At 55.7% G+C, this 24,078-nt stretch carries 22 protein-coding genes; 11 read left to right on the top strand and 11 right to left on the bottom strand.

Features of this window, described 5'->3' with window-relative positions; translation table 11 throughout:
- Positions 1 to 37 precede the first annotated feature (37 nt).
- Positions 38 to 259 (top strand): hypothetical protein, encoded by a 222-nt coding sequence (locus tag RO009_04115; protein MDT3684213.1) that lies wholly within the window; start codon positions 38 to 40, stop codon positions 257 to 259.
- A 437-nt stretch (positions 260 to 696) separates the two neighbouring features.
- On the opposite strand, the gene RO009_04110 is transcribed toward RO009_04115, so the two are convergent.
- Complete coding sequence (locus RO009_04110; GenBank protein ID MDT3684212.1) at positions 697 to 4,101, bottom strand: DEAD/DEAH box helicase family protein; 3,405 nt, start codon at positions 4,099 to 4,101, stop codon at positions 697 to 699.
- The gene (locus RO009_04105; protein MDT3684211.1) at positions 4,098 to 5,147 is read right to left on the bottom strand and encodes a DNA methyltransferase; all 1,050 of its coding nucleotides are present in this window, start codon (positions 5,145 to 5,147) and stop codon (positions 4,098 to 4,100) included. The genes RO009_04110 and RO009_04105 overlap by 4 nt, the downstream gene beginning before the upstream one ends.
- A gap of 859 nt (positions 5,148 to 6,006) precedes the next feature.
- Here RO009_04105 and RO009_04100 point away from each other — a divergent pair.
- The gene (locus RO009_04100; GenBank protein ID MDT3684210.1) at positions 6,007 to 6,264 is read left to right on the top strand and encodes a helix-turn-helix transcriptional regulator; all 258 of its coding nucleotides are present in this window, start codon (positions 6,007 to 6,009) and stop codon (positions 6,262 to 6,264) included.
- Between the two features lie 5 nt (positions 6,265 to 6,269).
- Here RO009_04100 and RO009_04095 read toward each other — a convergent pair whose 3' ends face one another.
- The 7 genes from RO009_04095 to RO009_04065 form a co-directional block, all read right to left on the bottom strand.
- The gene (locus RO009_04095; protein MDT3684209.1) at positions 6,270 to 6,599 is read right to left on the bottom strand and encodes a DUF3768 domain-containing protein; all 330 of its coding nucleotides are present in this window, start codon (positions 6,597 to 6,599) and stop codon (positions 6,270 to 6,272) included.
- Between the two features lie 106 nt (positions 6,600 to 6,705).
- Positions 6,706 to 7,257, bottom strand: coding sequence for a hypothetical protein (locus RO009_04090; GenBank protein MDT3684208.1), 552 nt, complete (start codon positions 7,255 to 7,257; stop codon positions 6,706 to 6,708).
- Between the two features lie 164 nt (positions 7,258 to 7,421).
- Positions 7,422 to 8,039 (bottom strand): hypothetical protein, encoded by a 618-nt coding sequence (locus RO009_04085; protein MDT3684207.1) that lies wholly within the window; start codon positions 8,037 to 8,039, stop codon positions 7,422 to 7,424.
- Positions 8,040 to 8,503: 464 nt separating this feature from the next.
- A complete protein-coding gene (locus RO009_04080) occupies positions 8,504 to 9,082 on the bottom strand; it encodes a site-specific integrase (protein MDT3684206.1) in 579 nt (192 codons plus the stop codon).
- A gap of 1,154 nt (positions 9,083 to 10,236) precedes the next feature.
- Positions 10,237 to 11,937: a cbb3-type cytochrome c oxidase subunit I gene (locus RO009_04075; GenBank protein ID MDT3684205.1), complete on the bottom strand. Its 1,701-nt coding sequence runs from the start codon at positions 11,935 to 11,937 to the stop codon at positions 10,237 to 10,239.
- A complete protein-coding gene (locus RO009_04070) occupies positions 11,934 to 12,905 on the bottom strand; it encodes a c-type cytochrome (protein ID MDT3684204.1) in 972 nt (323 codons plus the stop codon). The genes RO009_04075 and RO009_04070 overlap by 4 nt, the downstream gene beginning before the upstream one ends.
- On the bottom strand, positions 12,902 to 13,171 hold the full coding sequence (locus tag RO009_04065) for a hypothetical protein (GenBank protein ID MDT3684203.1): 270 nt from the start codon (positions 13,169 to 13,171) through the stop codon (positions 12,902 to 12,904). Before RO009_04065 ends, RO009_04070 begins: the two co-directional genes overlap by 4 nt.
- Positions 13,172 to 13,969: 798 nt before the next feature.
- Here RO009_04065 and RO009_04060 point away from each other — a divergent pair.
- The 7 genes from RO009_04060 to RO009_04030 all read left to right on the top strand — a co-directional run bounded on the left by RO009_04060 (position 13,970) and on the right by RO009_04030 (position 19,818).
- Positions 13,970 to 14,386: a cupin domain-containing protein gene (locus RO009_04060; GenBank protein MDT3684202.1), complete on the top strand. Its 417-nt coding sequence runs from the start codon at positions 13,970 to 13,972 to the stop codon at positions 14,384 to 14,386.
- Between the two features lie 28 nt (positions 14,387 to 14,414).
- Positions 14,415 to 14,759, top strand: coding sequence for an AraC family ligand binding domain-containing protein (locus RO009_04055; GenBank protein MDT3684201.1), 345 nt, complete (start codon positions 14,415 to 14,417; stop codon positions 14,757 to 14,759).
- Positions 14,760 to 14,796: 37 nt separating this feature from the next.
- Positions 14,797 to 15,810: an ABC transporter substrate-binding protein gene (locus tag RO009_04050; protein MDT3684200.1), complete on the top strand. Its 1,014-nt coding sequence runs from the start codon at positions 14,797 to 14,799 to the stop codon at positions 15,808 to 15,810.
- 12 nt (positions 15,811 to 15,822) lie between these two features.
- Complete coding sequence (locus RO009_04045) at positions 15,823 to 16,626, top strand: ABC transporter permease (protein ID MDT3684199.1); 804 nt, start codon at positions 15,823 to 15,825, stop codon at positions 16,624 to 16,626.
- A 1-nt stretch (position 16,627) separates the two neighbouring features.
- Positions 16,628 to 17,395: an ABC transporter ATP-binding protein gene (locus tag RO009_04040; protein ID MDT3684198.1), complete on the top strand. Its 768-nt coding sequence runs from the start codon at positions 16,628 to 16,630 to the stop codon at positions 17,393 to 17,395.
- A 194-nt stretch (positions 17,396 to 17,589) separates the two neighbouring features.
- Positions 17,590 to 18,789 carry a M20/M25/M40 family metallo-hydrolase gene (locus tag RO009_04035; protein MDT3684197.1) on the top strand — a complete coding sequence of 400 codons (1,200 nt, stop codon included), beginning with the start codon at positions 17,590 to 17,592 and terminating at the stop codon, positions 18,787 to 18,789.
- A gap of 60 nt (positions 18,790 to 18,849) precedes the next feature.
- Complete coding sequence (locus tag RO009_04030; GenBank protein ID MDT3684196.1) at positions 18,850 to 19,818, top strand: tripartite tricarboxylate transporter substrate binding protein; 969 nt, start codon at positions 18,850 to 18,852, stop codon at positions 19,816 to 19,818.
- A gap of 44 nt (positions 19,819 to 19,862) precedes the next feature.
- On the opposite strand, the gene RO009_04025 is transcribed toward RO009_04030, so the two are convergent.
- Positions 19,863 to 20,489, bottom strand: a complete 627-nt coding sequence (locus RO009_04025; GenBank protein MDT3684195.1) for a PadR family transcriptional regulator — start codon at positions 20,487 to 20,489, stop codon at positions 19,863 to 19,865.
- A gap of 186 nt (positions 20,490 to 20,675) precedes the next feature.
- Here RO009_04025 and RO009_04020 point away from each other — a divergent pair, with 186 nt between their 5' ends.
- Entirely contained in the window at positions 20,676 to 21,953 is a 1,278-nt protein-coding gene (locus RO009_04020; GenBank protein ID MDT3684194.1) for a hypothetical protein, read from the top strand.
- Positions 21,954 to 22,302: 349 nt separating this feature from the next.
- Positions 22,303 to 23,082 (top strand): SDR family oxidoreductase, encoded by a 780-nt coding sequence (locus RO009_04015; protein ID MDT3684193.1) that lies wholly within the window; start codon positions 22,303 to 22,305, stop codon positions 23,080 to 23,082.
- Between the two features lie 566 nt (positions 23,083 to 23,648).
- Here RO009_04015 and RO009_04010 read toward each other — a convergent pair.
- A complete protein-coding gene (locus RO009_04010; GenBank protein MDT3684192.1) occupies positions 23,649 to 24,017 on the bottom strand; it encodes a DUF488 domain-containing protein in 369 nt (122 codons plus the stop codon).
- Positions 24,018 to 24,078: the final 61 nt, after the last annotated feature.

Below are 24,078 nucleotides of genomic sequence, written 5' to 3'. Positions count from 1 at the left end.
TCGCTTAGGCGGCACATATTATCTGAGGATTTAAACCATGGCAGACGACAAAAAGAAGGTGGGAAGGCAAGATGACAATCTCATTGCTTTCAAGCAGAGGTACGAATTCGATTACGCTGCTAAGCAGTTGCAAAAGCAGGTAGTCGGCGCGACGAGACAGGAAGCAAAGGAAGCGCTTACAAAAGCCGCAAAGAAAGTGAGTCCCAGTGAGGGAAGAGAGAAGGTTATGCGTGAAGCGCGCAAAATACTAAGAGATTAACCTACTCGATTTTCATTCGATGTGCGGCGCCGTCTGTGTCTCTCGACCGCCCATTCCCACCGGCTAGATGACTCTATGAAACCCGGGATCCGCCAGCTGTTGGTTTTTGAGATCACCACATAGCGATTTCTTGCGCCTTCATCGGTGAGATGCTTGCGGCTGCGAACATCAGCGTTCTTGGCCTGACCAGCGTGGCAACTGTTCGCTTTACGAAAGCTGGAGGCGCATGTTTCAAGGCTGATTTGGCCATGTTTTTCTTTTTGATTTGAGGGTGACTGTTCGGAAATCGGCTGTTTTACGAACAAGCAATAGCCCGTTTAGCCACGACGGCGAGCCGTAAGGCGTCTATGCAAAATGCGCTATCGCGCTACAGCACGGCCAACAGGATGGTTCAAGCTCCCGAATGCGAACAAGCCTAGTCGCTCTTGGCGGGGGTTTTAGACCTTCAGCACGCCTAGCGTGCCGACCCATTCCCGCAAGTTCTTCTCGGTCAGGGCACGATCCGTCAGAGGCTTCTCGTGGTGGGCCACATAAGTGTTGCGGAACTCGTTGAGGTCGCTCACCCGCTTCAGGTGGTCTTTGGCGTTCGGCACGGAAAACACCTTCCGAACCACCTCGAACACCCCACCGATGGACGGTGCTCCCTGAACCGCGTGATCCAGGCACGAGCGGGTCAGGCCGATAGCCGAATGCACTGAGCCGAAGACCAGAGCCCGCTTTAGCGAAGCCGCCATGTTCTGAAAATGACGCAGCTCACGGTGAGGGACATCGGCGAAATCAGGCTCGAACCACCTTTGCTGGTCGAACTTGTTCGGCGGCAGATTGGGTTGCAGCAGGCGAAGGATGAAGGTCTTGGCCGCCTCATCAACCGACCCAAGCAGTACGGTGAAGACGGGCGCCAGACCTGTGACATCCGTCTTCTTTTCGAGGTAACGGTAAATCTCCAGTGCTTCCTCGGCGGCCTTCTTGGCGCGTGGTGTGAGCTTGGCCAGCGCTTCCTTGCCGAAGAACACTTCGGCATCCCCATCCGCTTTCCCCGCGAACAGCGGCAACTCAGGAGCGCTGCTAGTCTCGCTAAGCAGGTTCTGGAGAGCCGGCGCACATGCCCTCACCAAATCGGCAAACTGGTTGCTGGTAAGCCCCTCCATGACGTTCTGGGGGATGAAGACGTACTCCCAGTCGGTCTTCGACCGCGAAGCCGCTTTGCACCATGCCACCGCCGCCGTCGCCTTCCGGGGCACATCCCGGTCTTGGCGTCCCTTCGTTTCAACGAGATAGAGCTTTCCACCGGTGTCGCGAACGAAGAAATCCGGGGTGTAAAAGGCGAGCCTCTGGTCGGCTGTCAGATAATCAATACGGACAGCTTGGGGACCAGCATTCTTAGCGAACGAGGCTACATCCGGGCTCACATCCGCGAAGTTTGTAAGCGCTACTTCAAGAGAGCGATTGCACGGCACCAGGTTGAAGAGGGTGTGCGCCGCCTTTAGAACGGGCCGCTCAGCCGAATACGACGCTTGGAAGGGCTTCCAGTGGCGAAGGGACTCGGCTGCGCCCGCAACGCGCCGCTTCTCGGTAGTCACGGTCCGCTCGCGGATAAGTGGGATAAATACAGCGCGGATGTGCTCGCGCACATCCTGATCGGCAAGGCGGGCGGATAGCCGTTTGTCGACCAATGACACCTGTTCCCCAAAAAGAATTGCACCAAGGAACGTTTGGAGAAGTGGCGCCAGAACGGCATGTGCGCTCTGCACCTTACAGGCTGCTTCAAGCTCCCGAATGTAGAACGAGATAGCTGTCAGGCCGTTTTGGAGAAGCGGCAAGTTGACCTTCATCTCCTCGACGACTTCATTCGTAATGAGGTGCCGCCCCTCGTATTTGAGCTCCGTCGCCCCTTTGTTTCCGAGTGGCAGCACCTTAAGCGGGCGAAACCTCTCGCGCACATGCTCGATCATCAGTCCTTCAAGCTTAGGCTGGATCTCATGCGCCGCCGTAAGCACGGGCAACAGGATGTCGAGCTTATCGAAATCCTTGGATTGGTCCGGAAAGATCGTGACCGTCGTCGCCGGCACGTCCTCGGCAGCGATCACCTCCAGCGGCAATCCTTCCTGCTCCAGCTCTTGCTCGTACAGGCTCGCGAAAGCAGGGTGCTCAATGACCGTGACCAGTTCGGTTGCCTGCCCGGGAGGCGTCATGCGGCGAAGGCCGCGACCCAATGTCTGCTCGGGCAGGATGTTTGCTCCCGAGCTGTAAGGGCGCAGCGGCACAATCGTGGTCACGTTCCTTACGTCCCAGCCTTCACGCAACATGAGAACCGAAACGATGCAGCTGTAAGGGCTCTCGTTCGTGTCGAGCTCCCGGCTGATGCGCCGGATCGCCTTCAAATCGTCGTCCGAGATCGCCTTCTCGTCCTCGACGAAAATTTCGACCTTCTTTCCCTCCTGCTTGATCGTCTTGATCTTGCCTTTGAGGTTGGTGTGAAGGTTGATCGTTCTCTGGTTCAGAGCCTGAAATACCGGGTCGTTGTTGAGGCGCTTTGCAATCTGATCAGCCGCGTCCGTGTTCTCGCACATGACGAACAGAAGCGGTTTTTTGCCCGACTTGCCCCACTCTTCCTGGCTCTTCTTCCAACGTTCATAGCCGAGGCGAAGGTGCGCCTCATACCGATAGGCGGCGTCATCGTGAACCTGCTCGATCAGCTCTTTGGTACGGCCGAGAACCGGCGTCTTTACGATTCCCGCGTCGACCGCCTCTCCGAGAGGTGTATCGCAAACGACGTGTGGGAAGACACGGCCGTTGTTGTCCTTCGGCGTTGCAGAGAAATCGAGCTGCGAAACAACGCCGCCGCCGCCCGTCTCCTTCATCGCGTCATGAAGAGCGCGGATCGATTGGTTCCAGGCCGAACCAGGGTCCCAAACGTGATGGGCCTCATCGTTCAGAACCATGATCCGGCCGTGGGCCGCAATCCGCTTTCGCAGCTCCGAAGCTGTTTCAAGTGCCTTGGCTTTGGAAATCTTCGGTCCTGCCCAAGCGACCTCATCGTCCGATCCGCTCTCGCCGCGAGCGTCGAAGAGACGATGGACGTTTGTAAGGTAAAGAACGCCTCCGGCAGTCGCCCCGCCAGCCTCATCTTGCAGGACCACTGACAGATTCCAGTCGCCCTTCCATTCGGCCGGAATGAGCGGGTCCGCCGTGAAAATATCCGGGCCGCCCGCTTCTGGGCGGAAATCCTCCTTGAGCCGTTCGAACACGGTGAGATTTGGCGCAACCACGACGAAGTGCTTGGCCATCGGGGAGTCACTTTCACGCAGTGCGTGGAAATAACTCCAGACGATTGCAAGGCTCATGCACTTGGTCTTGCCTGCACCCGTGGCCAGCTTAAAGGCGTAACGCGCCCACTCATCGTCCTCCGGGCGAATGCCAAGGGCTTCCGTTTCACCGGTCGGCCCGCCGAACTCAGCTAGAAGGAACGAGAGAGCGTTGATGCCTCTCACCTCCAGCAAATAGATAAAGGTCTCGATCGCCTCGCGTTGGCAAAAGTAGTAGCGGAACTCGAACTCGTCGCCGTTAGCGTTCGTGGCCCGATGAGGTCGGTCGAACCAATGGCTTAGGAGTTCGCGCGTCGTATCGCTCGCGCCCGGATAGCGGAGATCTCGCCACTCCTTCACGGCGAATCGTAGCGCGTTCACCAACCGGATTGGCGAAGGCCGGCGATAGGTCTTGATCTCAGGCGGCCCGCCGGGCTTCGACGCCCGCACGCGATGGCGGGAAGCCTCTTCCCAAGGCGCAAACAACGGCTCCAGCGCAGCCGAGTTAATGACGTGCGCGCCATCGGTGGTGCTCATACCGTAACCTCGACCGTAATGCTCGTATCGCAACCAAAGACATCCACGACCTTCACGCAGGCGGTGTATGTGCCGGCCTTCGGATAAATGTGCTCGGCATCGCTTACCGTTTTCAGTGTGCGATCCTTGCGGGTCCGGAAGTCCTGCCAGTGGTGGTTAAAAGGACGGTTCGGGTTCCAATCGAAGTCGATTGCCCAGAAATCGATGAAATCAAAGCCGCTCTCAACAGCGCGCTCCTGTAACGCTTCGAGTTCCTTGCTGGGCACTTCGGAAAGAGACGGGAGAAAGTTTTCCAGCTTGATGTCGACTTTTCGCTTAGCACCCTCCTTGCGGATGACGGGCGCCGCATCAAGCACAGCAACTTCAAAGAACGGCGGCACCTCGGCCCGGTTCTTTTCCATGATCTCGCGAGGGATACGCGCCAACCTCAACTTCACACCAGTCTCGGCCTCAACAGCCGCAGCGACCTGCCGAATATCCATCTCGAAGTCCCATGCAAGGACATATACTTCCTTGCCGCCCGCAGACGCTACGGCTTGCGCCAGCTCTTTCACCTCGGTTCGGGTAAAAATGCTGTCGATGCCGTCAACGTGAACGAACGCCGTTCCTTTTCGGGCGTGGAGCAGTGGAGATGGCGCTCTCGTCAGTACTTCGGCTTTAAAGAACTTCAAGACGATCGCGCGATGCTCATCATTCGCGCCGCGAAGCGATTCGTTTTGCCACCACTGGCGCTCATAGCGGCCGAGGTTGTAGAGGTCGAAAGAGCGATACGGCCGGCCGCCCTCATGCAGCTCGCGCTGTATTCGGATCATTCTCTTCCGTGTGGTGTGGATTGAAAACCGGCCGAGGTCGCAAGCAATCCAGCGGCGACCAAGTTTTTCGGCTACCGCCGGCGTGGTGCCGGACCCACAGAAGAAGTCGGCGACGATATCGCCTTCGTTCGATGAGCTCTTGATAATTCGTTCGAGCAGAGCCTCGGGCTTCTGGGTATCGTAGCCGGTATCTTCATGGGCCTGAGAATTCACCGGCGGGATATCAGACCACACCGAAGCGTTGCGGGAATCCTAGTAAAATCGGGTTTTCCTGCATCCCAAAAAGGTGCGGCCGGCCTCGGGGGAAGGTCGGCCACGCACAAACCTGATCGGGGAAGCGAATACTAAGTCCCATGGCTATATCGACGATACGGATGCTTCCGGCGTGGCGCACAAGACTGCCTTGGGACACTGGGCATCCGTAACTTGCGACAAAATTCTGCAAATGTATCCAGTCCGGAGCTCACCAAGGTCTGCACCTCCAGGACACAACGAATTCATTGTCAGATCTAAGAGGGCGTTCGATTTTGTAGTAGGTCGTCCCACCACGATCGTCACCGCAATCACCAGGATGAGATTGTCCTGAGTGCATTTGTGCCGCGAATAATGCCGTTGAATACAGAGACGTTTGTTCCGGGGTAAGTGCGGGCAAGCCTTTGTCCATCAAAGTGCCGGCGCAATATCGGATATTGTTACCCTTATCGTAGTTCTGCTGCCTTATTCTTCCAATGTCTGTTTGGATCATTGATAGTATTCTAATCGCGGAATCTGATGCATCGCTTTTCATCGCCCTCAATGAATCGCTGAGCTTCTCCCGGAAAATTACAAACCTTCTGAGCACGACTTCTTTGACTGCTGGGTCATCGCACTGAGGGACTTCATTTCCATGTGACGGGCCACAACCTAGAACTGATATCGCCACCAGTGCGCAAGAAGAAAGACTGGAGACCGCATTCCTTAATTGGCGCTTCAAAAGATACCTCATTACTAATCCTCCTGAAAAATATGTAGACGATAGTCTACAATCATAGCAGGTAGTGAATGTGACTCATAGTCCGTAGACCAATGGTCTACGATCAGGCCGATTTGCCCCATGGGACGGGCATCGGACGAAACCGGGATTATTGCGATTGTCGCGGAAAACGTGCGTTCGGCGCGTAAGGCGGCCGGGCTATCGCAGGAGGGGTTGGCTCACGAGGCCGAAATTGACCGGACATACGTCAGTCAAGTCGAACGACGTGAACGGAATCCCACTATCACTGTCCTTGCACGAATAGCCAAAGCGCTAGGGATGACACCCGACCGCCTGTTGGTAGACCCGCGGGCAGCTAGGTCAAAGAAGCTGAAGTGAGCTGACTAGTACTCGTCGGCCAGCATGATAGTGATCACTCGTTCGGTTACGGAGGGGTCGGCGGGATTTGGCGATCCGGCTGCCAGGGTCTTGTCGTAATAATCGATCTTGAAGAAGACAGTGGTTCCTTCCGCCTGAAAGGATCCGAAGTCATGTTCTTGGTAAGGATCGTTGGCATGATGGAAGTCATCGAAGACCGCGACAGTCTTGACCAGTCTTTCAACGGCATCGTGACCTAAAGCCGCTACGCCCGGCGTTATAACAGCAAGGCCGCCCAGGAGAGTGCGACGGAGTTCATCATTCAAGTGTCGGATCGTCTCGGTATCAGAGCGCATGACATGTCCTTTCCAGCGAGAGCTTGTCTCGCTCGATTGCAGGGGGTTGCGAATTGGAGGTTGAAGAGAGCTGCTCCGGGTGAAGCCCGGAGCAGCCGCGTTGTCATCAATCCCGGTTACCGGAGTAGAGTAGGGCGACTGCCGACCGATGGCGCAAGGCCGGCTGTTCCTTGGGGAACTGGCACCATTTGAGCGTCAGCATGTCACCGTCCATGCCCGCCACGATTGCTGGCCACCAGCCAGCATCCGGGTCGCTGTCACAAGCTATGACAAGATCACCGTCGGTTATTGACGGCCAATCTCTTGGCAGGCTCTGCTTGGTGATATCCGGCGCGGGCGAATGTTGGGACGTAGCTTCAGCCTCAAGCTTTACGCCCATCAGCTCTGCGATCTTCACAGCTCGGTCGCGGCGGATGAAAGGTACGAAACCTCGCCCGTTGGAATAGAGTCGGCCCAACGGCAACTTGGCAATCGTTGGGTCGAGCTTGCTAGTTTCGGCTTCAAAAGCCTGCAGACCGAGAGCCTGCACGGCTTTGAGTACAAGATCACGCTGAGCACCGTAGAAACGACCAGCGTGGTGCTTTCCCTCACTGTCAGTGCCAATGACGATAATCGTGTGAGCACTCGCCTCGTTCGTCTTTGAACGTGCTTTTGCCATTAGTAGAGGTCTCCAGAAATGCCGAAGGGGCCCGCTTGGGGCCCCTTTGAAGTCTTCGGCTGTTTGGCGGAATTCCTCCGCCTAGGTACTCGGGTCACTTTCTCGAAATTGTGTCGCCTTCTCTCGTGTTTCGAGCGCCAAATCATGATGGTATAATCATACTATCAATGAGTTGGCATTCTGTCAATGGCGTAAGATATTGAAATATAATGTCTTTTTTGCCTCAAAATCAGCCGTTGGCACGACGCAAAAAGCGCGCATTGCGTGTTCTTGCAGCGCTGGCTGTCGTCGATGCGATTGCCGTTGCAGACGTCAAATTCATCTGTTGAGCAAAAGCGCCAGATCGCGTGCTGTACGAACCGGGGAAAATATCTTGGGTAGGCTAGGTTAATGCGGCTTGCATCAATCTTGCTCGAGATGTGGCGAATGATGTCGGCACAGCCGCCATCCCGATAACAACCCGGCCCATAGGCATGCTGTCGGCCGAGTGAACTGAGAATGCCGGACCGGTAAAGGAAATTGTGAACCAGAGTGTCGATTGCGATCAGGCTATACCCAACGTTCCGCCAACCTGGCTTCGACGCGGGCGCGGCTAGCAGCAACTCTGACATGGCCATTGCGATGACCTTGTCAGAAACGCCAAAAATATTCCGCAAGGGTCCCGCCAAGGCTTCGCTGGATTGAGCCACGTCGTCAGGTTCATTGGTGTGAGCCTTATGACACTGCTTATCCAGCCATTCGACCAAATTACCTTCCGCTACGTCACGAATGAACAGGAACAAGCTGTACGCCGTCTGATTAAGGCGCCCGTTCCGAAGCCTGTGTCGTGGGAGAGGGCATCGTTCTAGTAGAGTTGGCTCGGAACATGTCTGGCGTGTCTTGTCGTAGCTGCACCCGTGAAACTGCCAATAGCTGTGCAACCGCGGGCAACGGATCCTTCTGGACAGTCGGGTATCCAGGTTGTCCCAAGTGACGGATCCATGCTTTTCGATGTAGCTGGAGGCAACGCGGTCTGAAATCCCCTGAAAGCTGAATGCGCGAATGAGCCAATCAAAGAGATACGGCGTTTGGTAGCATTCAATGGCCCGCGACAACTTGTGCCGCTCTGGGCTGGCGCTGACATCCAACAGGTTGCTTGCACCTACGAGATGACAGAGGCGGTCAAGAACTCGAATAGCTCTGTCGAGGTCGGCGGTCGGATGAGTGTTAGCAAATTCGGAGAGTGCTGATGGAGGGTTGGCGGCCATCAGATCAGTGATACGAGGCGCCGCTGGGCGTCGGTATCGCCGTCAATGTAGCGTTCGGTCGTCTGTATTGAACGGTGACCGGCAAGCAGCTGGACGTCGCGCAGCGAGCCGCCGGCCTTGTGAACAACACGTGCGGCACGGGTAATAAACGTTCGGCGACCCGAATGCGACGAACAACCGTCCAGCCCGATATGTCGGTAGGCAGTCGCAAACCAGAGAACGATGCTCCGTGGCGTCATTGCGCGACCGGTTCGTTCCGAGGCGACGATTGGACCATCGCCCTTTGAGTTCTGCCGCAAGTCCTGCAACGCCTGCCGAAGCTCGTTATGTACCGGGATTCTGCGGCCGCTGCCTTTCTTGGCGGCGGCGTCATGCAACTCGATAGCCGGCCCGATGTCGCCACCAGCGTCGAGGACCATTCGCCAAGTTAGCTTTGCAATTTCGCCAGCGCGAAGCCCGGCTTTCACAGATAGCAAGACAATGATCCGGTTTCGCAGCGGATATCGGGTGTTATCGGCGTAGACAAGGAGATCGCGCACATGGGGATCAGTGAGTATCTTTGCCTGCTTGCCAGCCATGCGTGATCGAATCAGTTGCGCGATCAGTATGAAATCGACTGATCAGTCTGCAATATCAAATGGCGGATGAACTTTAGATTATTGCGGAACCAGCGTGATTTCAGGACTCAATGTAAATCGTTGAAAATGTATCGAGTCATGGCGCCTTTCGGGTCGATCAGAATTGCTCTTCGTTCCGATCCCACTCGTACTTCACATTCGATACTGAGAGAGGTTCCATATAGGTAGAGACCATGCTCGTGCGCGAAAACTCGCCCGGCATAAAGAGATCAATAGAGGCATAGCCGTGGTAGCGCAGGGACATTCTCCAAAGGTCGCTCAAACTCGCGTAGCAGGTATGGGATGGAGTATGAATTGACGGAGAGAGTTATTGCCATCCAAGAGTCTCTCGAAAAATGACACGGCTGCCTGTGTTTAACCTATCAAGTAGAATATGCTTCCCAATACCACGACGAAAATCAATATCCACGCCAGCGCGCGAAGGCTTCCCGTTTCGACGCTTTTTCTCCCGAAGAGAAAGCGGGCCAGCCTGTCATCATTGAAGGCGAGTAGGCGGCTAGCATCGTCATCCATTGCAATTCAATCCGCTATAGAGGGTCGGAAAACCGGCCCCTTTTTTTGTCACGAGCTGGTGGAGTTTCTAGTCCAGTAGGTCGCCCCATTTTTCTGTTCAAAGCGTGATATCAGAAACGCTATAATGTTTGTGGCCAACGACTGGTGCAGGAACAGCTTTATAGGTCCGCCTGCGTTCCGACGTAGCCGCGATCTGCTTCTCGCAATGGTGAATACGCAGAACTCTCCGAACTTACCGGCTTGAAAACACTTGTGACAACGCTCGCCAAGCACATAGCTGCTGAAGCAGCAAGAATCTAGCGCGATGAAGCGGCGAGCTTGTACACGATCCTTAACCTCTCCGATCTGTCAACCGGCGTTCAAATTGACCCCTGTGGAGCGCACCACTTGGGGTGGACAGATCGGGATGAGGAATTGACCAGCCGACCGGGGTTTCGGAAAGAATACCCATGGCAAAACACCTAGTGTCAGCGTGAAACCATCGGTGAAGCCTTCCAGATGTACAGCTCAATGTCAGGGTTTTGAATGCTCATCGTTGGAACTCGGTGCCAATAAATAGGAAAGAAGCCGGAGCGACCCTGTCAGGCCGCGCCGGCAGGCGACGCCACAGCTGCGGGAAGCGGGAGGAAGCTCGCGCGGCTGCGCGCCTCGAGGGATGAGAGAAAGCGCCAGACGAAGAATAATGTCACTAGAAGGAGTCCCGGATAGCCAACGCCTGCCATCATGTAGGGGAAGATAGAGCTGCCCTGTTGCACGGTGCTGAGATTGAAGCTGAGCAGGCCGAGCGTGATGATGCCGCCAAACACCCACATGGCAAGCAGCCACAGTCCGGTCTCCCACCCGGTCAACCAGTACTCCCAGCGCGTCGGCGCACCCGAGACGGCCATCATCGTTGCAGGAACGTTGGACACGACGCTGCGACGGTGTCCAAGCGTAAGCAGGTCAAACACCAACAGACAGACGCCGACCGCGAACACGAAACCGAAGATCGGCACCATGATCTTGGTAATCTGCATCGCGGGCGCCACGTCGCCGCCGAACCAGTCGAGTCCCAGCGTGCGATAGACGAAGATCTGAATGGTGCCACCGATCGCGAAGGCGAAGCCGAGCCCCAGCATACCAGTGAACACCAGCCAGAACGCGAGCTTGCCGGCGCGCTGGTCGAAGTGCTCCGCGCCGCGCATGATCGGTACGGCATAATAGGCCGCCGACAGACCGAGCATGCCAAAAGTACCGAACAGAGCCAGGTGTGCGTGGCTGGCCGTCACCCAGGTGCCGTGCGACCAGACATTGGTGAGGGCGAAGGTCATGGTGAAGCCGAGGATACCGGCGCCGACCTGCTCAAGCACGACCGAGCCGAGCAGAAAAGCGAAGGCCGGCATATTGGAGATTGGCTTTCCGTCCTCGTGGGCGTCGAGATAGATATGCCAGAAGCAGAAGATTAGCGGCAGGGGCTCCAGGGCGCTGAACAGCGAACCCCAGAACTGCCAGAACTCGGGCGTGCCGATCCAGAAATAGTGGTGCGCGTTTCCGAGCAGGCCCGACAGCCACACCAGCGAGATGCCCCAGAACACGGCATAGCCGACTGACTTCACATCGGCCTTGAACATCAAGACCAGCAGGAAGCCGACCAGCGAGATATGGATCACCTCCCACACGCCCTCGACCCAGTAGTGGACGACGTACCAGCGGAAATACTCCTGTAGGTCGAGACGCTCGACGAAGAACATGCCGAATACCCACACCGCCGTCAGCGCGAGCACGCCAAGTCCAAGGCCCCAATGGATTTCGTTCCACTGCGACAGAGGCGGAAAGGTGCGCAGCACGACATAGCACAGGATCGCGAAGCCGATCAGGATGATTACGTCGGCGATACGACCGGCCTCGAGATATTCGAGGCCCTCTTGTAGCAGCGGCTGACCCATCCACCATCCGGCGATGCCCTTCTGCGCCAACATCTGCGTTGCCAAGTTCCACACGACCACAGCTAGAAGGGCGTAGAACAGAAACTTGATCAGCCATGGCGCGGCGAGCTCGCGTTTTGACAACAGCGGGCCGACAAACAGGATGGTGCCAATAAAGCCCGACAGTACCCAGAAGATCGCCAGATTGAGGTGCTGGGTGCGAATGACGTTGAAGCTCAGCGTTCCGGCCAGCAGCGTCGGATCGATATGCTGAGCGGACAGCAGAAGACCGAGGCCGGTCTGAACGAAGAACAGCACCAGCATAACCATAAAGAAACGCAGGCTGAGGCGCTGGGTCGTGTATTCGATCCGGATCATGGCTTACGTCCCTTCAGACTACGGATATAGCCAACGATGGCGGCGATCTGGTCGGCATCGAGTATTTCGGCGAAAGACGGCATGACTCCCGCCTCATACCCCGCGACGAGCTTGGCGTCGGGCTTCAGTATCTTCTCGGTCAGATAGGCATCGTCCGCGACCACGCTCGAGCCATTAGCGAGCTTGACGGTCGAGCCGTAAAGGCCGCCCCAGCCGGGGCCGACCAGCTTCTCTTTGGTCGGCGCATGACAGGCGATGCAGCCGTTGTCCTTTGCCAGCGTCTCGCCGAGCGCAATCCTGGAGATTGGCTGGGCCGCTCCTGTCTGAAGGCTCGCCACCGTGACAGAGGTGGATTGAGCCGCGACGGGGATCGGCTTGGCATGCGGGAAGCTGAGCCCGTTCACCTTTGGCACCGGTGGCCAGCCTTCGGTGTTCATCTCGGAGGTGTATTTGAGAAAGGCGGTTAACTGGCCGACTTCCTCACGGCTGAGCGGCAGGTTCGGCATCAGCGTCGCGTGACCGCCGCGCCGGCCGATGCGCTCGGCGGCATCGGGATATTTTTCAAGATAGCCGTCGATCGTGTCGGTACCTGCTTCGGCCGCAATCGCCTTGTTCTGCAGCTGCAACCGCACCGCGCCGCTCGTCGGCCAGCTTCCCGCGGCCGGCAGAAACGCCTCGATCCACGCAGGCCCGACCTTACCGTAGAGCTTTGTGAGATCTGGCCCAAGATAGGCGCCGTTACCGACGATGGTGTGACAGCCCATGCAATTGTAGGCTTGGAAAATTCGCTTTCCCGCTACTACATCGTGGCTGGCATAACTGACTTTCGACGGCACGATCTGGCCGCGCGAATCGACGAACGAGGCAGCCGACAGGGCAAGAAAAATAACGGCCATCAGGGCGAGGACCGCAAGTGCACGATGGCGCTTCACGCTCTCATAACATAGTTGCCCAGGCTTGCAGCTCATGACGTACCTCCCGTGCTCGGAGATACTTTGGTGTCCGGCTGCTCGCCGCGCTCAAGCGCATCGTGCTCGAACAGCGTGCCCAGGCTATTGAAGAATACAGAGAAGACATAAACAGCCAGCGCGAAACCAACTGCGAAATAGACCAGCCACATCGTGTGTGACTCGCCCCAGTAGCCGAAGTCGCGCCAGTAGGGCCAGGACAGCGCCAGGCTCGCGCCACTGGCAAGGATCGACAGAGCCAACCGTATGATGCGCTGCGTAGACATCAGCCCCCTCCACGGCCGTCTATAGGCTGTTAATGGGCCGAGGACCCATCGCGCGACAGCCAAGCTCGAAGTTAGTACTCGTGATCAAGGCTTATAGGTCAAAAAACATACATTGTAAATATATCTAATAAGCCTACTCCGTTTTAGGACGAGCACTAACACGTGCCGATCAATTATTTCGATCACGCCGATACATGGAATGAACTCGCTATCGAAGGCGATATCGCAAGCAAGAATTGCCTGTTTCGCTGTAAACGCACGGCCGCGCGTTGGCCGTCACATCGGTCTTCCGCGACGTAAACCAGGGAACAAACTGTTGAGGCTCACAGCTAGCATCGATTGCCGTTTTCTTCTTCGTTTGTCCGATCATCGAGATCGGGCGACGCCGTGTGAGCGCCTCAAGAAATGCGCGAAATGATTGAAGATTTCCGCGGCGGTGTTCGGACCAGGTGGCGACGTATGGTTCCCGATTTAAGAGCGTCGCGCCAGGCGTGACGTTTCGGCGCACCACGGCCGCTCGGGTTCGCCGCGTCACAACTGTTTATCCTCTTCGCGCACGCGGAAGTCTATGCCTCGACTGAGCAAACGTCATCTTGCGACTTGCCGCTCGGAGCAATTGCGTTTGCGAAAAGCCACGCACAGAGCCCTGCGAGCTTGACATCAGAAACGTTCGGCGCAATCATATGGTCATTGGACCATAGCGCCTTGATCATATGCGCCTGGTGAATAGTCCGATCGTCGGCGTAACCAGCTCGCGCTGCGGCCCGAGCGAAGGCAACGCGCTGGGAGTAGGAAGCGATGGCTTATGTTTTCAATCAGGATGAAATGCCAAAAATGACTTCGGTCATTCCGGGGCGCGAGCGAATCCCGTTCGTCAATAAAGATCTCGCTGGAACTCAAGATCTACTCGCTGGCGTGCAGCGTTTGAGCGCTAAATCGAGTTCGCCGTATCACTACCACGAGAAGTGTGAGCACTTTTACTTCATCCTTGAAGGCAGCGGCAGTATCGATACCGAGGACGGAAACAAGAAGATTGAGGCCGGCGATTTGGTTTTTATTCCCGAAGAGGAGAAGCACCGGCTTAATGCTGTGGAGGACATCCTCATGTTTGAGTTTCAGGGTCCATACAAGCACAAGACCGTAATTCTCGATGGCGGAGCTCAAGGCCTGACGTGGAAACAGGTCGACGGCACGGTCCGCTCTCATATCAAATAGGTGATGAACGTCGTTTAAGGGTATCGCCATGGCCACGACAATTGTGAAAACGGCTTCCATTCCGATGGTCAAAGATTCGAGTGGATCATCGGCGGAAATTTTGAACCAAGAGTTATGTGGCGCGGTCTATTCGCATGGGGTTCTTCGCGTCATTGAAGGCGGGGCGCAATTCGAAGTTGTTGCCGACCGACCAACGCACCAGCTCATTTATTTTTTAGAGGGTTGTGGTGTCATCAAGATCGATTCCGCCGAGTATGAGGTTGAGAAGGGCGGTGGTGTTTACTTGGCGCCACGAGAGACTGCAAAAATTAGGCAGACGGGATCGGGAATGTTGAAACTGTTTCATCTCACTGTTCCTGAAGGGACAGCGTGAGGTGATTCAGGTTGTATAAAAAACGGGAGGACTTGTGATGAAGGTTGGAATTGGACCTCGGTTTATCGCGATTTCGGCCGTTTTAATCACTGCCGTCTTCGTCGTCTTCATGACGACGGCGAAAGCGGAAGACGATGTCAAGCTCTCCCTCGAGTGGCTGATCAGCGGCCGACATGTGGGATTTTTTGTCGCAAAGGAGAAGGGTTACTACAAGGAGGAGGGGCTGAATGTCGCTATCGAGCGCGGCTATGGTACTGCCGATTCAATCAAGCGAATTTCTACCGGCTCCGCTGACTTCGCCATTTTGAGTGTGGCTTCGTTGATAGCGGCCAAAGCGGAGAGCAATCCTCCAGTCATGTTGGTTGCTTCGTTTTTTAACAAAGGGCCGGAAACCATCTTAGTTCTTAGAAGCTCCAAGATTAGGTCTCCGAAAGATTTAGCCGGTAAGCGCATCGGCAGTGCGTCCGCCGGTTCTTCGCTCGATCTGCTGAAGGCATTCGCGAAGACTACTCAACTCGAGGGATATCAGTCCGTCCTTATGGCGAGCGACCAGACATACCCAGCGCTGTTGACCAAGCAAGTGGACGCCATTACCGGATTCACTGACAACGCGGCGGTCATGCGGCCAATTGCGCAACGGCAGGGCGACGATATCGAGATAATGCCATACTCGGATTATGGCGTTGATAATTACGGAACGGGAATTGTCGTCAATTCGAAACTTGCGCAATCCAAAAGCCCTAAGATCCGTGGGTTTCTCAGAGCCTCTCTAAGGGGCATTGCGTGGTCCTTAAAGAACCCAGAAGAGGCAGTTGCAATTCTGAAGAAGCATGTTCCGACGATGAGCACAGACATCGCGCTTGCGACCTGGAAGATCGATGAAAAGCTAATTTCGACGAGCGAGACTAAAAAGCACGGACTGGGTTATCTGTCCAAAGAGCGTATGGCAGTAACTTACGATATGGCCCAAAAGTACATGGGCGTGACCAAGCCCCTGTCGCTGGAGAATGTTTATACAGCAGAGTTCATTCCCAGGATTGACGTGCCGTGAGTGCTAAGTAGCGTGGCCGCACCCATGATTGCCCCAAATCTGCTGCGCCGGACCACTCGTGGAGCCGTTGGCATTTCAATAGTAATCATCGCCTGGGAAGCGATGGTTCGGCTCTTCGGAATCTCCGATTTTTTGTTGCCCGCTCCGTCCAGTATCGCTCAACGGATCATTGGGGACTGGCGTCTCCTCACCCAGCATCTGTCGATTACGATGTTGGAGACGATACTTGGATTTGCAGCTGCTGTGCTTGTCGGGGTTGTCGTTGCGATTATCGTCACAACATCGGAGCGGACGAAAGATGTCGTCATGCCGATCGTAATCGCCACCCAGCTAATCCCGAAAGTGGCGGTAGCTCCACTTGTGCTGTTGTGGTTTGGATACGGAATTTCATCTAAGGTGGTCGTCGCCTTTCTGATCGCCTTTTTTCCGATCGTAATCGATATGGCCACCGGCCTCACGATGGTTGAAAAAGAATTGGTCGATCTGTTGCGGTCGTTGGGCGCCAAGAGATGGAAAGTATTTGTTAAAGCGCAAATTCCTCACAGCTTGCCGTTTCTTTTTAGTGGGATGCGCATTGCCGTCACCCTGGCGGTTATTGGCGCGATTGTAGGTGAATTCATCGGAGGCAGTCAGGGGATAGGTTACTTAATCGTCATCTCAACCTCTGAATTAAAGACAGACTTGGTATTCGCTTGCCTGATGGTCCTTACGGCCGCTGGCTTCGTGCTGTTTGCACTTATCGGGTTTCTTGAGCGGCTCGTCGTACCGTGGAGCGCGGCCGAACGTGAGGAACTCATGGTTATTACGGGAATGTAGCATGCCAGGTACCGCAATTGCATTACAGGACGTTTCAATGCGGTATAAAACTCGCGATAGCGATACTTTGGCACTTTCCAATGTTAATCTTGAAATAAAGGAAGGGGAGTTTGTGGCCGTCGTTGGACCAAGTGGATGCGGCAAGTCCACACTCCTGAAGCTGGTTGCAGGTCTTATCTCGCCGACGGCTGGTAAAGTCATTGTAGATGGAAATATCGTCACAAAGCCACTACTCAATGTTGGTATTGTTTTCCAATCTCCTGTCTTAATGAAATGGCGAACGGTCTACGAGAACGTATCGCTTCCGCTTGAAGTGCTCGGTATAGATGTTAAATCGCAGCACGATCATATTCTCGGGTTACTTGAACTTGCTGGAATTGGAGACTTTGCGAAGAACTATCCGAAAGAACTGTCCGGAGGCATGCAGCAGCGAGTTTCGATCTGCCGCGCCTTGGTTCACAATCCGGGAATTTTGCTGCTGGATGAACCATTCGGGGCGCTTGACGCGATGACGCGAAACCGGATGAACCTAGATCTCGCGGATATCTGGGCAAAGTCGCGAAAAACAACAATTCTCATTACGCACAGTGTTGCGGAAGCTGTCTTTCTCGCCGATCGCGTCGTCGTTATGTCGTTCCGCCCGGGCCGAGTTCAGGCCGTTTTGGATGTGCCAGTTGCACGGCCTCGTACGGTTGAGACCCGATCATCTCCGGAGGTTGGCCAACTTATACAGAAAGTTGGAAGCTACATCGGCTTCGAGTATTCGTAGCTGCCTGTGGTCAAAAGACCATTATGTGCAGTTCAATGCTCGGCCGACCCGTCATTGTGCGAGAGACCTTGCATAATAAGGTCGTTAAAGTATGGTCGTAGAACCATAATAAACCTGCATCGGACATGCATACCGATTTTCAAAAGGCCGCTGCTTATATTACGCCGGAGACGGTGCGTGTCGTTTTGCAGGATATGATCGATATCCGCAGCCCGACCGGCCACGAATCTGGCATGGCAAGCTATATCGTGCACCGCTTGGTCGGCGCGGGTCTGGACGCGTTTGAGCAACCCGTTGAAGAGGGTCGTCCCAATGCGGTGGCGCATTTGCGGGGCGCCGGTACCGGCCTGAACCTCCTTCTTACCGGCCACATGGACACCTCCTATAGCGGAGATGAAGATTACCTGGTGGGTGAGGGCTTCAAGCCGAAGGGCGTCTATCGGGACGGATGGATTTGGGGTCTCGGGGCGAACAACATGAAAAGTGGTCTCGCGGGGCTCGTCGTGGCTCTCGAGGCAATCGCAAAGTCTGGTATCCGGCTGAAGGGCGACATCTCTTTCGGTGCTGTCGTCGGCGAGATCGAAAAAGCCCCGGCCGAAGAGTTTCAGGGGCGCGATTATTCCGGCTATGGAATCGGAAGCAAGCACCTGGTGTCGCATGGCGTGACAGCCGATTACGCCATTCTCGCTGAACCGACCTCCTTGCGCATTTGCACCGCAAATATGGGTTGTCTGTGGGTGCGCTTGACCGTGCAAGGGACGGTCGCTCATTCGGCTTTGACCAACAAGCCTGGCACGGTGAACGCCATCAGGATTGCGCGCTTGCTGTGCGACGACATCGACCGCTGGGCGTCCGAATTCCAGGCCGCGAACGAATTCATGGACGAGCGAGCGAACGTGACGCTCGCGTGCATCCGCGGCGGCGCACCGTGGCGTTTGTCACGAAATCCGCAGGAATGCAGCGTCTATCTTGATATCCGGACACTGCCTGGACAAACGGCAGATCAAGTGAAGCGGCAATTGCGTGCGATGTTGCGAGATTTTGCCAAGCGGCACGACACGCCGGAGCCGAAGCTGGAATTCCTCGTCACGGATCCACCATTGCTCCTGGATGAAAAGCTTCCAGTCGTTGAAGCGATGGGCAATGCCCAGACCGCCATCATGGGGGAGCGGCCGCCGTCGTTCATCCGCCGACCTGGGTCTGATGCAGTTCATCTCAGCAGGTACGACGTGCCTTGCGTTCAGTTCGGGCCGGGCGGCCGCCTGCATCCGGACGCAAAAGGCAAGTCGATGCATTCAATCGGGGACCACGTCTTGCTCGATGACGTTGTAACAGCCTCGCGAATCTATCTCGCCGCCGCGCTCGACCTCTGTAACAGGCCGGCGGGCCAATAATGGCATCCGGAAGAGATCAATCGGCAATGTGCAACTGCAAACATGAGTAGGGAAAGAACGATGTTCCGGCTTATTTCGAGTGCTATTCTGGCGGTGCTGATGCTCGGCACCGCAACGGCCCAGAATTATCCCAATCGACCGATCACCTTCGTCGTGTCGTTCGCGCCGGGCGGATTGTCGGACGTGCCGGCGCGTCTCCTCGCTGCCGAGATGCAAAAACGGACCGGCGCCACAATTGTCGTGGAGAATAAGCCTGGCGCCTCTGGTGTGAACGGCGGGCATTATGTCGTTCGCTCGGAGCCCGATGGCTACACGTTGCTGGTCAGCGCCATCTCAGAAACGCAGAACCTGCACTATCTCTCCGTGCCCTATAATGCTCTGACGGATCTCACTCCAATCGGCAAGATTGCTGATGGGCCAACGCTTGTCCTGATTGCGAACGCCCAGTCGGAGTTCAAGACCCTTCCCGATCTGATCGCCTTTGCCAAGGCCAATCCGACAAAGGTCAATTTCTCGACATCAGGACCCGCGACTTCACCGGCTATTGCTGTATCGCAGCTGAATTCACTCGCGGGCACGAAGATCGTCGAGGTTGCCTATCGCGGCACCGGGCCAGCGGCAGCTGCCGTGGCCAGCGGAGAAGTGCAGGGCGCCTTCGTCTTCTACCCAAGTGCAAAGCCATTAATCGACGGCGGCAAGGTTCGCGCTCTTGCGGTCACCAATGCCAAACGCATTGAAGGGCTACCGAATGTTCCTACAATGGCGGAGCTTGGCTTCAAGAATTTCGAGCACAATGCCTTTGTGGGTCTAAGCGCGCCGCGCGGCACGCCAAAGGAGGTCGTTGCCACGTTGAACAAGTATCTCAACGAGACGATCAACACCCCGGAATTCCGCAGCCGCCTGGAGCCGCTGGGGATGACCTTGCCGGCGCAGCCGAATACGCCGGAGAGTTACGGCAAGTACCTGGAGGAGCAAACGGCGTTTCAGGCCGGACTTGCCAAGCTGACGGGGCACAGGAAGAAGGAATAAACTGAGCAACGGCGTGGAGGCGGGAAAATCCGCCTCCCAGCCCATCAGCCGGCTCTGGCCTTGCGCGCGCGGGCACCGCGTCTCCACTGTGCTTTGATTGATTTGCACCAATCAATCATGAGTCTGCGGCTGTCAGTTTCCAGGACGATGTTGGAATAGGTGCCGAACAGTGGGTGCCGGGCAGGCGGAGGAAAGGTAATATCATTCTCCTCCTGCAAGTATTTGCTATGAGCATCCAGTTCCTCGATTTCCGCTTGGACAATCGCGATCTGCTTGTCGAGCAATCCGATCGCCTCGTTAGGCGCGAGTAACCAAAGAGCATGGGCACGAATGTTAAGTTCGCGGCGGCTGGAGAACATGCTGGGCGGCGAAGCTACCCATGTTCGAAGCGTTTCGCGTCCAAGTTTCGTAAGCGAATAGACCTTCTTGTCGAAAGGGCGGGCTTCCTTGATGATCCGGAACGTCACATAGCCGCGCGTTTTCAGCTTGGCTAACTCCTTGTAGATGTTGCTGTGCCCAGATGAGGAAAAAATCATGCTGCGGGCGCCAGATGTAAAGCGCGACAGCTCATAACCGGTCCGATCCTTGCGGGCGAGGAGGCTCAAAAGCGAATAGCCGAGCACCGACACGTCGGTGCTCTTCCTTGCGTCGCTGCCTTTGGCCCGTTTCATCCCGAATCTCGAATCAGCTGTCGAGTGTCATGCCAGCTTGTCCGCTTGGCGTAAATCTCGATTTGCATGATGTGAATATCCATCCGCTTGCAACGCTTCGCAATCCAATTTATGGTACTTGGACCATAAATCCAATACGTGCATGTTTTGAGCACTGACCGGCCTGGGAGCAGACGGAGAGTTTACGTGTCCAGACCTTATTACCATCCCAATCCCGTTCGCGGTGGTGGACCCGAACAATATATCGGTGTGGATCATCAACTGACAGAGCCGTGGCCTGAGGAGGCGCGCAACGTCAGGCTGGTGGCGCATTCAGATTTAAACGGGTGGGGCGATGCGTTTCAGATCCAAGTCGGAAAGGGTATCTGCTACGTCGCAGCGTCAGGCGTGAACGGACATGACGGTATGACGATCCTGGATGTGTCCAACCCGTCGAAACCAAAGATTATGAACCAGATTGTCGATTCTCGCGCTGCGAGAACGCACAAGGTTCTGCGTATCAACGATGAGGTTCTGCTGACAAACAGCGAATTGCGTCCCAGGCTGCGCAATGATTTTCCCGACGCGGTGCCCGGTTTGCGGATTTTCGACAATACTGATCCGTTCAATCCGAAGTTTGTCCGATACATCCGCACGGACGGTTTCGGCATACATCGGCCGATCTATGATCGGAAACGCAACTTGCTTTATAGCTCCGGCTTCAAGGACGGCTACAAGGGCAAGGTCCTACTCGTCCATGACATGAGAGACCCGTGGAATCCGGAGCTGATCGGGTTTGGTGCGATCCCTGGCCAAAAGGAGGGAGAAGCGCCGAGCTGGAACAACGACATCGTCGATGGAAAAGGTGTCTGGATTCACGAGGGCAATCCGTTCGGGAATTACGTCGCTGCTGGCTATTGGGATGGCGGCATCGCGATGTTTGATTTGACCGATCCTCGCAAGCCTACCCTGATGTGGCGAGAAAATCCGCACGAGACGCATGGTTGGCCCGGTTGCTATCATAGCTTCCTGGTGCCGGAAGGATCGGAATTCGCGATTGCGACGCAAGAGACAACGACCGTCAATTGTGACTATCCGCCCGCCTTCGTGAGCTTCTACGATCTGCGTAATGTGCATAAGCCGCAGCTTGTCAGCACCTTCATGCCCTATGAGATTGATCCTTATACGATGCGGCCGATTGACCAGAAATGGTGCCGAACCGGTGCGAGATATGGCGCACACAATATCTGGCTCGACATGAAGAAGGATGACCTAGTCTACATCTGCTGGTTCAATGCCGGCCTGCGTATTATCGACTGGTCCAATCCATTCAACCCAAAGGAAGTCGGCTACTACATTCCGGCGGGCAACAAGGAGCGCTGCTGCCCACAGAGCAACGATGTGCAAGTCGATCCTGAAACTGGCTTGATCTACATGGCTGATCGCTGGGGATTGGGGCTGCACATCCTGGAATATACAGGCTAGGAGATGTCATTAGGATAATATGGGTAGCTTTTGCCGCATTCGACGCACCAAGCAAAATCAAAGCGGTCTTGTCGCATGAATTTCCATTTTTAGCGTACATGCCTAGTGATCGGCAGCATTGATGATATCGCCGAATGGCGACCTTCCGCGTATCCAGATTGGTCGCCCCAATAAGGCTACAAGCGTTCCCGAAATCATTGTCCGCCACACAGCGGCGCAAGGGCCGAATGACGCGTCCTCCGGTGTATACCAACTGCCGGTGGTTGCGACGACGCTGTCCGGATAATCGGTGGAAGGCAGGTCTGGATGCCCGGAACTGTTATCGAGCGCTCAATGTTAAAGGACGTTCGTGCATCGCCGACAAAGTGATAAACTCATCTATTCTTCGGTGAGGTTACAAATGTCCTCGGCTTTGATCACGGGTGCCAATCGTGGAATCGGACTTGAGTTTGTGCGGCAGTATTTGAAGGATGGCTGGCAGGTCTATGCAGCTTGCCGCGATCCCGAACGCGCCGAGCACTTGCAAGCGCTTGCCAAGGAGTCTGGCGATCGGCTGAAGCTGCTGCGCATCGATGTGACCAATGCTGACGAGGTGAACGCCGCCGCCGAGCGGATCAAGGGCAAACCGCTTGAGGTGTTGATAAACAATGCCGGTGTGGTGGAGCCTGTCTTCTATGGCAGCGGGGCATATGAAGGAACGGACGATCCGGACCTGCGCACTTACGATTACCAGGGCTGGCTGGACGTGCTGAACACGAATCTGTTGGGACCGGCACGCGTTTGCGGCGCCTTCGTGGACAATCTCGCCGCCGGGCAGCGACCCGTTGCAGTCATGATGGTGTCGACCCTGGCATCAATCTCGAGCACATGGCAGGCGGGCCGCTATGCTTATCGCACGAGCAAGGCCGCACTCAACATGCTTACGTGCAGCGCAGGTGAATGGTACCAGAGCAGAGGTATCATTCTTGTGTCCATTTCGCCTGGCTGGACACAGACCGATATGGGCGGCCCGAAGGCAACAAATTCCGTTGATCAATCGGTCACTGGAGTGCGGACCGTGATTGCGAACTTGACCGCGGCCGATGCCGGCAAGTTTTTCAACTTCAACGGCGAGATTTTCCCATGGTAAGAGCTGGATCGCCAGACTTCCGCTGCAGGCCAGTCAACTGCCTGCAGTGGGTGTCCGTTCACAGATCCGACCTTTTCCAAAGGGGGCTTGAACATGAACCGTTCATGTGTGTATGGCGAAGGCCCCCAACTTAGGCAAGTAGACTTCGCCGTTAGCCAAATAGCGACTTCGCACTCATAAGTCTCTTTGATCAACCTCTTAGTCTCGAAGTCACCGCGCGTCGCCACGACTTGTCGCAACGTCAATGTAAACGAGGTCAAGCTCGATCGCCGCGCGTGATCGGCGCCCTATAGCTCGAGCGTCTCCTTGTGGCCAAATCCCTTTGTGTTGTCGATCAGAACAATGCGTTTGGGATCTAGACGATAAACCGCGCTTTGGGCGTAAGCGTCGTGCATCTTCTTCGGGCCTTCGGCCGAGCGTTTGAGAAAAGCATAACGCGCTTCTAAAATCTATTTTTGACCTGCCTAGGTGATCGGCAGCATTGCTGATATCTCCGAAAGCCGAAACTGCCGCGTGTTCAGATCAGCACACTCGGTCTATCCGAGAACTACCTGTTGAGGCCTCGGCTAGCCCACCAGCATATTGCGGATGATTACCGCCTCGTTGCGCTCTTGGTCGCGCGCGGCGTAGATGAGCGTAACCGTGCCCCGCCGCGCAAACTGGCGTATTTTGTTGAGCGCCTCCGCATGTTGGCGAATCTCTGCGGTGTAACGGCGCCGAAACTCTGTCCAGCGGCCGGGGTCGTGGCCGAACCACTTCCGCAGCTCCGTGCTGGGCGCAAGGTCCTTGACCCAAAGATCGATCGCCGCGGCCTCCTTCTTCACCCCGCGCGGCCAAAGGCGATCGACTAGAATCCGCATTCCGTCCGCTGCCGCAGGATCATCGTAGGCGCGCTTGAGCTTAACATTCTTCGCCGGCGGCTTGCTTCTCACCATCCATCCTCCGCAAACGTCAAATGCCGGTTGTCAAAATCGATCCGCGACTGCAGCTGTGGTC

Origin of the sequence: Pseudorhodoplanes sp. (assembly GCA_032027085.1) — a bacterium.
Classification (GTDB): Bacteria; Pseudomonadota; Alphaproteobacteria; order Rhizobiales; family Xanthobacteraceae; genus Pseudorhodoplanes.
The sequence above is the reverse complement of the archived record's forward strand: the minus strand, read 5'-3'. Positions and strand labels throughout refer to the sequence as shown.

What these genes read in the sequence shown, in the direction of transcription:
- RO009_04115 (MDT3684213.1), top strand. Translation starts at nt 38, where the DNA reads ATGGCAGACGACAAAAAGAAGGTGGGAAGGCAAGATGACAATCTCATT.
- RO009_04110 (MDT3684212.1), bottom strand. Translation starts at nt 4,101, where the DNA reads ATGAGCACCACCGATGGCGCGCACGTCATTAACTCGGCTGCGCTGGAG.
- RO009_04100 (MDT3684210.1), top strand. Translation starts at nt 6,007, where the DNA reads ATGGGACGGGCATCGGACGAAACCGGGATTATTGCGATTGTCGCGGAA.
- RO009_04095 (MDT3684209.1), bottom strand. Translation starts at nt 6,599, where the DNA reads ATGCGCTCTGATACCGAGACGATCCGACACTTGAATGATGAACTCCGT.
- RO009_04090 (MDT3684208.1), bottom strand. Translation starts at nt 7,257, where the DNA reads ATGGCAAAAGCACGTTCAAAGACGAACGAGGCGAGTGCTCACACGATT.
- RO009_04080 (MDT3684206.1), bottom strand. Translation starts at nt 9,082, where the DNA reads ATGGCTGGCAAGCAGGCAAAGATACTCACTGATCCCCATGTGCGCGAT.
- RO009_04075 (MDT3684205.1), bottom strand. Translation starts at nt 11,937, where the DNA reads ATGATCCGGATCGAATACACGACCCAGCGCCTCAGCCTGCGTTTCTTT.
- RO009_04070 (MDT3684204.1), bottom strand. Translation starts at nt 12,905, where the DNA reads ATGAGCTGCAAGCCTGGGCAACTATGTTATGAGAGCGTGAAGCGCCAT.
- RO009_04065 (MDT3684203.1), bottom strand. Translation starts at nt 13,171, where the DNA reads ATGTCTACGCAGCGCATCATACGGTTGGCTCTGTCGATCCTTGCCAGT.
- RO009_04060 (MDT3684202.1), top strand. Translation starts at nt 13,970, where the DNA reads ATGGCTTATGTTTTCAATCAGGATGAAATGCCAAAAATGACTTCGGTC.
- RO009_04055 (MDT3684201.1), top strand. Translation starts at nt 14,415, where the DNA reads ATGGCCACGACAATTGTGAAAACGGCTTCCATTCCGATGGTCAAAGAT.
- RO009_04050 (MDT3684200.1), top strand. Translation starts at nt 14,797, where the DNA reads ATGAAGGTTGGAATTGGACCTCGGTTTATCGCGATTTCGGCCGTTTTA.
- RO009_04040 (MDT3684198.1), top strand. Translation starts at nt 16,628, where the DNA reads ATGCCAGGTACCGCAATTGCATTACAGGACGTTTCAATGCGGTATAAA.
- RO009_04035 (MDT3684197.1), top strand. Translation starts at nt 17,590, where the DNA reads ATGATCGATATCCGCAGCCCGACCGGCCACGAATCTGGCATGGCAAGC.
- RO009_04030 (MDT3684196.1), top strand. Translation starts at nt 18,850, where the DNA reads ATGTTCCGGCTTATTTCGAGTGCTATTCTGGCGGTGCTGATGCTCGGC.
- RO009_04025 (MDT3684195.1), bottom strand. Translation starts at nt 20,489, where the DNA reads ATGAAACGGGCCAAAGGCAGCGACGCAAGGAAGAGCACCGACGTGTCG.
- RO009_04010 (MDT3684192.1), bottom strand. Translation starts at nt 24,017, where the DNA reads ATGGTGAGAAGCAAGCCGCCGGCGAAGAATGTTAAGCTCAAGCGCGCC.